This is a genomic window from Paucimonas lemoignei, assembly GCF_004342585.1.
In the GTDB taxonomy this organism is placed as follows: Bacteria; Pseudomonadota; Gammaproteobacteria; order Burkholderiales; family Burkholderiaceae_D; genus Paucimonas; species Paucimonas lemoignei.
On sequence record NZ_SLZQ01000005.1, the window covers coordinates 319069 to 327275 of the forward strand.

Annotated in this window: 10 protein-coding genes and 1 pseudogene; 5 read left to right on the plus strand and 6 right to left on the minus strand. The window is 53.2% G+C overall.

The window, feature by feature from the left end; genetic code table 11:
• Window positions 1-58: 58 nt before the first annotated feature.
• Entirely contained in the window at window positions 59-565 is a 507-nt protein-coding gene (locus EDC30_RS10550) for a protein-disulfide reductase DsbD N-terminal domain-containing protein (protein ID WP_132258783.1), read from the minus strand.
• A 59-nt stretch (window positions 566-624) separates the two neighbouring features.
• Window positions 625-963 (minus strand): ISC system 2Fe-2S type ferredoxin, encoded by a 339-nt coding sequence (gene fdx, locus EDC30_RS10555; RefSeq protein ID WP_132258784.1) that lies wholly within the window; start codon window positions 961-963, stop codon window positions 625-627.
• Window positions 964-1266: 303 nt separating this feature from the next.
• On the opposite strand from fdx, the gene EDC30_RS19995 reads away from it, so the two are divergent.
• Window positions 1267-1644 carry a four-helix bundle copper-binding protein gene (locus EDC30_RS19995; RefSeq protein ID WP_132258785.1) on the plus strand — a complete coding sequence of 126 codons (378 nt, stop codon included), beginning with the start codon at window positions 1267-1269 and terminating at the stop codon, window positions 1642-1644.
• A 62-nt stretch (window positions 1645-1706) separates the two neighbouring features.
• Here the strand turns inward: EDC30_RS19995 and EDC30_RS10565 are convergent, their stop codons facing one another.
• Window positions 1707-3116: a multicopper oxidase family protein gene (locus EDC30_RS10565; protein WP_132258786.1), complete on the minus strand. Its 1410-nt coding sequence runs from the start codon at window positions 3114-3116 to the stop codon at window positions 1707-1709.
• 203 nt (window positions 3117-3319) lie between these two features.
• Complete coding sequence (locus tag EDC30_RS10570; protein ID WP_243656723.1) at window positions 3320-3562, minus strand: helix-turn-helix domain-containing protein; 243 nt, start codon at window positions 3560-3562, stop codon at window positions 3320-3322.
• A gap of 129 nt (window positions 3563-3691) precedes the next feature.
• Between EDC30_RS10570 and EDC30_RS10575 the strand changes: the two genes are divergently transcribed.
• A complete protein-coding gene (locus EDC30_RS10575; protein ID WP_132258787.1) occupies window positions 3692-4075 on the plus strand; it encodes a hypothetical protein in 384 nt (127 codons plus the stop codon).
• Window positions 4076-4259: 184 nt separating this feature from the next.
• On the opposite strand, the gene EDC30_RS10580 is transcribed toward EDC30_RS10575, so the two are convergent.
• Window positions 4260-4712 carry a 3'-5' exoribonuclease gene (locus EDC30_RS10580; protein WP_132258788.1) on the minus strand — a complete coding sequence of 151 codons (453 nt, stop codon included), beginning with the start codon at window positions 4710-4712 and terminating at the stop codon, window positions 4260-4262.
• Complete coding sequence (locus tag EDC30_RS10585; RefSeq protein WP_132258789.1) at window positions 4709-5110, minus strand: hypothetical protein; 402 nt, start codon at window positions 5108-5110, stop codon at window positions 4709-4711. The genes EDC30_RS10580 and EDC30_RS10585 overlap by 4 nt, the downstream gene beginning before the upstream one ends.
• Before the next feature lie 294 nt (window positions 5111-5404).
• On the opposite strand from EDC30_RS10585, the gene EDC30_RS10590 reads away from it, so the two are divergent.
• The 3 genes and pseudogenes from EDC30_RS10590 to EDC30_RS10600 all read left to right on the plus strand — a co-directional run.
• Window positions 5405-5788 (plus strand): hypothetical protein, encoded by a 384-nt coding sequence (locus EDC30_RS10590; RefSeq protein WP_132258790.1) that lies wholly within the window; start codon window positions 5405-5407, stop codon window positions 5786-5788.
• 71 nt (window positions 5789-5859) lie between these two features.
• Complete coding sequence (locus EDC30_RS10595) at window positions 5860-7173, plus strand: TolC family protein (protein ID WP_132258791.1); 1314 nt, start codon at window positions 5860-5862, stop codon at window positions 7171-7173.
• An 8-nt stretch (window positions 7174-7181) separates the two neighbouring features.
• A pseudogene (locus tag EDC30_RS10600) lies at window positions 7182-8111 on the plus strand (heavy metal-binding domain-containing protein); the annotation flags it as partial.
• Window positions 8112-8207 lie beyond the last annotated feature (96 nt).

The window sequence follows — 8207 nt, forward strand, 5'->3', positions numbered from 1 at the left end:
TAGTTGCCCGCAACAAGGACCGGATTGTAGCCCGAACGGCAGCGTCCCGCCTCAATACTCAGGGCAAGACCAGCTTGATCGTCTTTTCAATCGGCGGGTAGCAAACCCCCAGCTTTTCATGGCAGCCCTGGTATCCCGCGACCAGGGTGGCATTCCTGGCTTGCGGCGTGCGTTCGAGCACGATTTCAGCCAGCACGGGCTCCTTGTAGATTTCCGTCTTGCCAAAGGTCGGGTCCTGTTTGATTTCGCCGGCCGGCAGCTTGACCGACTTGATCGTCACCCCCGGCGCATCCTTCAGCGCAAAGCGAATCCGCTCCCTGTACATGTAATAGCCGCTTGCCGGCGTCAGCACGGCCTGCACGGCATGCGCTCCCTTGACTGTCGTCTTGATCGTGAAGGCCTTGTCCGGTTCCAGCAAATCGTCTTCCTTGGGCCCCGAGGAAAACAGGCTGCCCAATCCCTTCGATGCATTGGGACTGCTCGATTGCTGGGCATGCGCCGTAGTTGTGGCGGACAACGCGGCAAGAGCCAGCAACGATGCGGCAATCAGCGATGGCTTCAACATTTACATACTCCTTGCATGAAAATCGGCGGCTTTTGCGCTCGCCTTATACGATGGGCCGGTCAGCCATTTTCCCGGACCTGGTTGATCGAGTATCGGGGAATCTCCACTTCGAGGTCAACGTCGGTGACGATCGCCTGGCAGGATAGCCGTGAATTCGGCTGCAATCCCCAGGCCCGGTCCAGCATGTCTTCCTCTTTCTCTTCCGGCGGGTTGAGTGAATTGAACCCCTGCGTAATGTACACATGGCACGTCGTACAGGCGCCAACTTTCCCACAGGCGTGATCGACCTCGACGCCATGTTCAAGCAACGCGTCACACACGCTGATCTTTTCCGGGACTTCAAACGAAGCCCCTTCCGGAACGAATTCCGGATGCGGCAATACAGTGATCTTGGGCATTCTAACCTCTACTTTTCTTGCAGACAGGATGACTTTTACATTAACAGTATTGCTATCTTAACGCCTCTGCACTCCAAAGACCTGCCATGACTCGCGCCGAGCATGCCAAAACAAAGTCGATTTCTCACACAGGCGGCAAACAGATCGAACTTGACTTGGCCACCGCATCTAAAACTTATCTGGTCATGCATTTTTACCTGCATGCAGGTATGACACCTCAGCTTGTGATCAGGTCGCAATCCAGTTGACGTCACGCCTCATTGTGACATCCCCGTATTGAAGTACATACATCAGGAGAAGACGATGGCTCATCAACAATTTCAATCCTGCATAGAAGCCTGCAACGACTGTGCAAGCGCATGTGACCACTGTGCCGTTTCTTGCCTACAGGAAGACGATCCCAAGCCCATGGCGAGATGCATCGCGCTCGACATGGATTGCGCGCAAATCTGCCGGCTGGCGGCGGCGTACATGGCCCGAGGCAGCGACATGGCCAGTCTCATTTGCCAGGCCTGCGCGGAAATTTGCGAAGCTTGCGCTGACGAGTGCGCAAAACACCAAATGGCGCATTGCCAGGAATGCGCGCAAGCCTGCCGCCGCTGCGCCGAAGAATGCCGGCGCATGAGTTCGGGCATGCCTGCACCTCAGCAGGGAATCGGAGCCACAGCCACGGCACATTAAGCCAGTGCGGGATCGGCAAGGATTCATGATGTGCCCTTTCGTCCCATGAATCCTTGTCTCGTTCAGTGATGTCCCTCGTGACCGCCTGGCCTCAGCTTTTTCGGCACAACTTTTGGTAAGGTATCAGCCGGCTTTCCGACCGGTTCCATGAGTTTGCCGCCAGCCGAGTGATTGCGCGCAGGCTCCGGCGCCATCCCCTTCCATTCGTAGGCAACGGTGCCCGCCGGGTGCCGGTACCAGCCCGGGTCCGTGTAATCGCCCCGCTTTTGATCACGCCGCACCTTCACCACCGTGAACATGCCGCCCATGTCGACGCCGCCGAATGGCCCCTGCCCTGTCATCATCGGCAGGGTATTGTCGGGAAGCGGCATTGCCATCTGGCCCATATCGCCCATGCCGCGCTCGCCCATGACCATGTAGTCCGGCACCAGCCTGCTGATTTTTTCGGCAATGCCGCGATGGTCCACGCCGATCATGGTGGGCACGTTGTGCCCCATGGCGTTCATGGTGTGGTGCGACTTGTGGCAATGGAAGGCCCAGTCGCCCGGTTCGGTGGCATCGAATTCGATGGCGCGCATCTGCCCGACGCCGACATCGACCGTGACTTCCGGCCAGCGCGAAGCCGGCCTGGTCCAGCCGCCATCCGTGCCGGTCACCTCGAACTCGTGGCCGTGCAAGTGAATGGGATGGTTCGTCATCGTCAGGTTACCCATGCGGATACGCACGCGGTCGCCTTGCCGCACTACCATCGGATCGATGCCGGGGAACACCCGGCTATTAAAGCCGAACAGGTTAAATTCGAGCATGGTATTCACCTTGGGCGTATAGCTGCCCGGCTCGATATCGAAGTTATTCAGCAAGAACACGAAGTCGCGCTCCACCTTCATGAAATCCGGATTCTTCGGGTGCGTGACCCAGAATCCCATCATACCCATCGCCACCTGCACCATTTCATCGCCGTGCGGGTGATACATGAAGGTGCCCGGGCGCTTGGCGATGAATTCATACACGAATGTCTTGCCCGGCGGGATAAGCGGCTGCGTCAAGCCGCCCACGCCATCCATGCCATTGGGCAGGCGCTGGCCATGCCAGTGCACGCTGGTGTGTTCCGGCAGCTTATTGGTGACAAAGATGCGCACACGGTCGCCTTCCACCACTTCGATGGTCGGTCCCGGCGACTGACCGTTGTAACCCCACAGGTTGGCTTTCATGCCGGGCGCGATTTCGCACACCACCGGCTCGGCCACCAGGTGGAATTCCTTGACGCCGTTATTCATGCGCCATGGCAGCGTCCAGCCATTCAGCGTCACCACCGGGTTGTAAGGCCGGCCGTTAGGCGGCATCAGCGGCGCTTGCGTGGCGGCCTTGTCCATCAATGGCGCTTCGGGCAGCGTCGCGGCGCCGGCACGGCTGACCAGCCCTGCGCCGACCAGGGCGGCGGCGCCCGTGAAGAAATCTCTGCGTGAAACCAAATAATCAGTTCAGTGGTTACAGTAACTCGCCCATAAGTTACTGAATTTCAAAGAAAATTTCTTAGTTACACTTTCTCTTGTTTTTTAAAGATTCAATGAGCTTAGTTACCAAAGTGCATTGCAAAAATGCAACAAACCATAGTAGGGTATTTAAAGCTTGTTGAGCGCTAACCACTGTAAATCAACAGCTAAAAGCGCGACCACTAAGTTGTAGGCTCACTTATTTCGTCCTCGACTAGAGTAATGAGCTTACTAGCTTTAATTCCTAGTACATTTGCCAACTTGAAGATAGTCGTGATTGTGGGCTGCCGCTCACCAAGCTCAAGCATCGAAATGTAGTTTCGTTGTAGGCCAGCCTCTAATCCTAGTTTTTCTTGTGACAGCCCGGCGATAAGCCTTTGACGACGAAGGACTCGTCCGAAAGTAATTACAAACGCATTGCTCAAGATTCCTCCTATAGTTGGAGGAATTTCTCAGTTGAGCTATTATTTGTCTTCACACTATAGTTGGAATTCAGTACCCTCCCGAGTCATTAGACGGATTAACTGGGCTGCAAGAAATCAGAAGCGAGAAATATGAGAAGAACCCGTACCGTTCCAAGAACGGATTTAAACAAGCTCTCTAGTGAGGTTCTATCGCGCGGGTGCGAAGCAGCTCTGCCACAAAATCTACCGGACAGATGGCTTCGCCTTTTAGGTCGCGACGTCGTTGAAGCGCGAAAGGCGTTCCTGGAAGAGAATGAAGAGCAAGATGGACCTGAGATCGACATTTCGGGCCCATTACTAATTGTTGTAGCGCTTTTATCTAAAAAAAATAGAAAAACTTCGCTTGTAGACGAATTCTCAACTGATGAGTTAATGGCTAGCCTAGATTCTTACGGCAGAGCAATTCAAGAAGAAATTGTTGGCCGGCAAACAGGTGTCTTTTTACGGCAGTACACAGTCGAAAACGTCGTATGACTATGCCTTATGCTGATTCTATCCGTCCAATAATCTTGCGTTCGATATGACGCGCTGGAGAAGCCGATTGTTTTGAGCTTATCAAAAATCACATCGGAGTCGAGTTGGGGAAGCTACCGGCCATAGCTTCCATGGAGCGTTTAATCTATGTACATCGAGAAACAGCTAGACACCAATATCATTATTACGGCCTGTATGCATAGCGGTTTGCTCGCGCGTCGTACAGTGCGTGATGTTTTGGCAATCTTTCAGTTTTGTGGAAGTGGTACAGCATCAGCTCGTTAATCTGCTTGGCCACATTCTTGACGTGGCACCACGGAGGCACACGGCAATCCAGTACATCGCAAAACAGATCCCAATCGGTTTGGTAATCAACACAGATAAAAACTTCTTCACCATCGCGACGGACCATCTCAAGCCACTTAATGATTTCCAGGTGAAGCTGATCTTTGGTGAAAAACGAGTTCGGTATCTGGCCTAGCAGCGGCAGAACCGCTTCACGCACGAATGGTGTGCAAGCTTTGTCCGGGTAAGGCACTTCAGCATAAAATTCTTCGCCATACTCGGAAGCTATGCCCAAGCTGATCAACTGTGGATCGAGTAAATCAGTGAACTCGGTATCGAGAAAGACGTTCAAGGCTTGTATTCGAATTTGAGGCTGCGCGCAAATTCGGCTGGGATAAAAAACAAATCTTCTTGCGTTTTGCGGCCGGCCCTAACATCCGCCCGGTCCAGTTCCTTCAATTTTTCTTTGGCCGCCTTTAGATACACGTCATTTTCAATGACGTTATCTATAAAAAAATTGTCAGGGTCTTTTTCGATGGTAGCAGTCGCGTCTCTCACAGCCTGTCTAAGTCGTTCCAAGTGTGTATCGCCAACGATGTCACGAGCAACTTCAACGGCTTCGCGTATGTGCTGACGCTGTTTCTCTGTGAGTTTGTCCAGCCCCAGCTTTTCAGGGGCAAATGCGGATTTAATGAGCTCGTCTAGCTCTTCGTCTGTCGGATCAGTATTCGATGCAAGCGGATCACGCATACAAACCTCGTTAAATTTGCTTGTCTTTTAACAGCATAACTCAATTTCAACCCCTCAACGTGAGCACGACCAACGATATTCATAATGTAAATTCTGCGAGCAAACTAAACTCGACTAAATTTCCTTCCGAGATGTGCTTGCAATGCATGGTTCCTTGCATGGAATGCAAAGCAGTACCCCGCTTGCGCTCTAAAGCTGTACTTAGGACCATCATTAAAATTCAGCCTAGAAATTAGCAAAAAAAGGGGTAGAATATTTAAGGGATACACTTTGTATGCATGCGAAGAATACTGAATGCGCTACTTCTTTTCATCGATTAGTCGGCTGATAGCCAGCGTGCTAATCATGACGGTTCTGACGTCAGGAATCGCCATGGCTGCATATATCTGCCCACAACTTGAAAAGACTCCAAAGCTTGAAATGGTGTCCGATGTACCCTGCTCAGAAATGGACGAGGAAAAACCTGTCCAATGTGCAGAACGGCAGGCTGGAGATAAAAAGGCATTAGAGCAGCTCGCCTCGGCGCCAAGCCTTACACCACTAACCATTTCCTCCGTAATGCCGGCTCCTGCGCCGGTTGTTCCTTCTTCCTCTTCCCCCCACGGCTTGCAGGCTGACTTTGCCTCAGACGCAGCAAGCGACCCGCCTTACCTACGTACGCAGCGACTGCGCATTTGACCTGATCCTCTGTTGTTTCGCCGTCCAGCTTATCGCTGAGGATTGCGTTCGTCTCAACCAGAGGAGGTCCCATGTTTACGTGTATTAACGTGCAACCGATTATCAACAATCGGTCGCGTCGCCTATGCCAGCTGGGCGTGCTGTTTGCGCTGGCATTCACCTGGAATTTCGTTCATGCCCAGGCTACTGGGCTGACATTAAACGAGGCACTGCGGCTTTCGCTGCAGCGTGCGCCGTTGACCCAAGCTGCCGAAGCGTCGGTAAGAGCCAGCCGTGAGGCAGCCGCCCGGTCCGACCAATTACCTGACCCCATGCTTAAAGCGGGTATTGAAAATGTACCTACAAGCGGCCCTGACCGCTTCAGCACCACGCGTGACTTTATGACGATGCGTCGAATCGGCATTGAACAGCAATGGGTCTCTTCCGATAAACGCGCTGCTCGTGCAGAGCGGGCACAAAAGGCAGTAGCCGTTGAGGAAGGTGGCTACTTAGAAAATGTTGCCAAAGTACGGGAAGAAACTGCCAAAGCTTGGCTCAATGTTCTTTATAGTCAGCGCACGCTGGCACTCCTCAAAACGATGGAAAAGGTCACAGCCGACGACGTGACGGCGGTTAAGGCCGCGCATCGAGGAGCCAAAGGAACCGCCTCCGAAGTCGTGCAAGCACAGCTAGCTTATGTACAGGCGCAAGATGCAAGACAAAAAGCGGAACAGGAATTGGCAAATGCGCGCATTCTGCTGACGCGGTGGACCGCTATTCCAGTTGAAGGTGTTGCGGATGATTCGCCATCACTGGTTTCACATCAGAGCCACCTCCCTCCGGAGGAATTAGAAAAAATCCACCCAATGGTTATCAGTGCGCGTCGGGCGATAGACCTTGCAGACGCAGACACCACCGTGGCGACACGGGAGCGCCGACCCGACTGGACCGTTGAGGCGACTTACAACCAACGTAAAAACAATCCCGATATGGTTTCCTTTGGCGTAAGCATTCCGCTTACGGTGAACCGTGCGCAGAGGCAGGACCGCGACATCGCGGAAAAATCTGCCATGGGTACGAAAGCGCGAATGCAGTACGACGACGTGGTTCGAGAGGTACAAGCCGAAATCCAGAGCCTCACGACTAGTTTGGCCATCCTGAAGGAGCGACTGGCACGATTCAATACACAATTATTGCCCCCAGCGACCTCGCAGGTTGAGTTGGCAACGGCTGCTTACCGCTCAGGGGGCGGTAGCTTGAGCGAAGTTTTCAATGCCAGGAAGATGCTTCTGGAAAAGCAGATGCAAGTAATTGAGATGGAAAAAGAGGCCGCCTTAACTTGGGCGAAGCTGGAATATCACCTGGTTCCGCGTGACTTGGTAGTGGCAGGGAGGGCAGAACAATGAGCTCGACAATGAAATCAAAATCCTTACTTAAAATCGTCGCCTTGACACTAGCCGGTGCTGGATTGGCATTCGGAGGTTACTGGGTTGGAGTCAACAAACATAGCGGAACAGCTCCCACTACGGCTTCGCCAACTTCAGCTGCATCCAACGACAAAATTGACCCCAAAACCGGTCGTAAGGTCTTGTATTGGCATGACCCAATGGTGCCAAGCCAAAAATTTGATAAGCCTGGCAAATCGCCCTTCATGGATATGCCGCTGGTACCCGTGTACGCCGATGAAGGCTCGTCTGAAGGGGGCGTAAAGGTTAATCCAACCCTTCAGCAGAATTTAGGTATTCGATTTGCAACCGTACGGCGCGAAAAGACCCGGGATGTCTTCGAGGTCGTTGGCACGACACAGTTCGATGAAAGTGCCGCCGAAGTTGTGCAAAGCCGGGTTACAGGGTATATCGACCGCCTCCACGCCAGAGCTCCAATGCAGCGCGTAAAACGCGGTGAGCCTGTGGCCTCTCTCTTTGTTCCGGAGTGGATTGGCCCCCAAGAAGAGTACCTGGCACTTAAACGCAGTGGAAATAGTGAACTCGTCGCAGCCGCTCGGCAGAGAATGCGGGCATTGTCCATCCCCGATGGACTCGTCGCTCAGGCAGACCGTACTGGACAGGCTCAGAAGCATTTGACTTTGACTTCCCCGGTTACTGGAGTCATTACTGAGCTGGCGGTACGTGATGGCGCCATGGTGTCGCCTGGTATGACGGTTGCCAAGGTGGCTGGCCTCAATAAGGTGTGGCTCATCGGAGAGGTGCCTGAGCTTCTTGCCAATTCCGTACGACCCGGAATGACTGTAGAAGCCAATTTCGCAGGCGACCCTAACCGCAAATACACAGGCAAGGTTCGTGAGATTCTGCCGGGAGTGAATGCGGCAACCCGGACTGTCCAGGTGACCTGCTACCCAATTTAGTCCGGAATGGACATGGAATCTGCGGTTAAAAAACTATCTGCAAACTGGTCTGGGGCCAAGTAGCCCAGCGAGCTA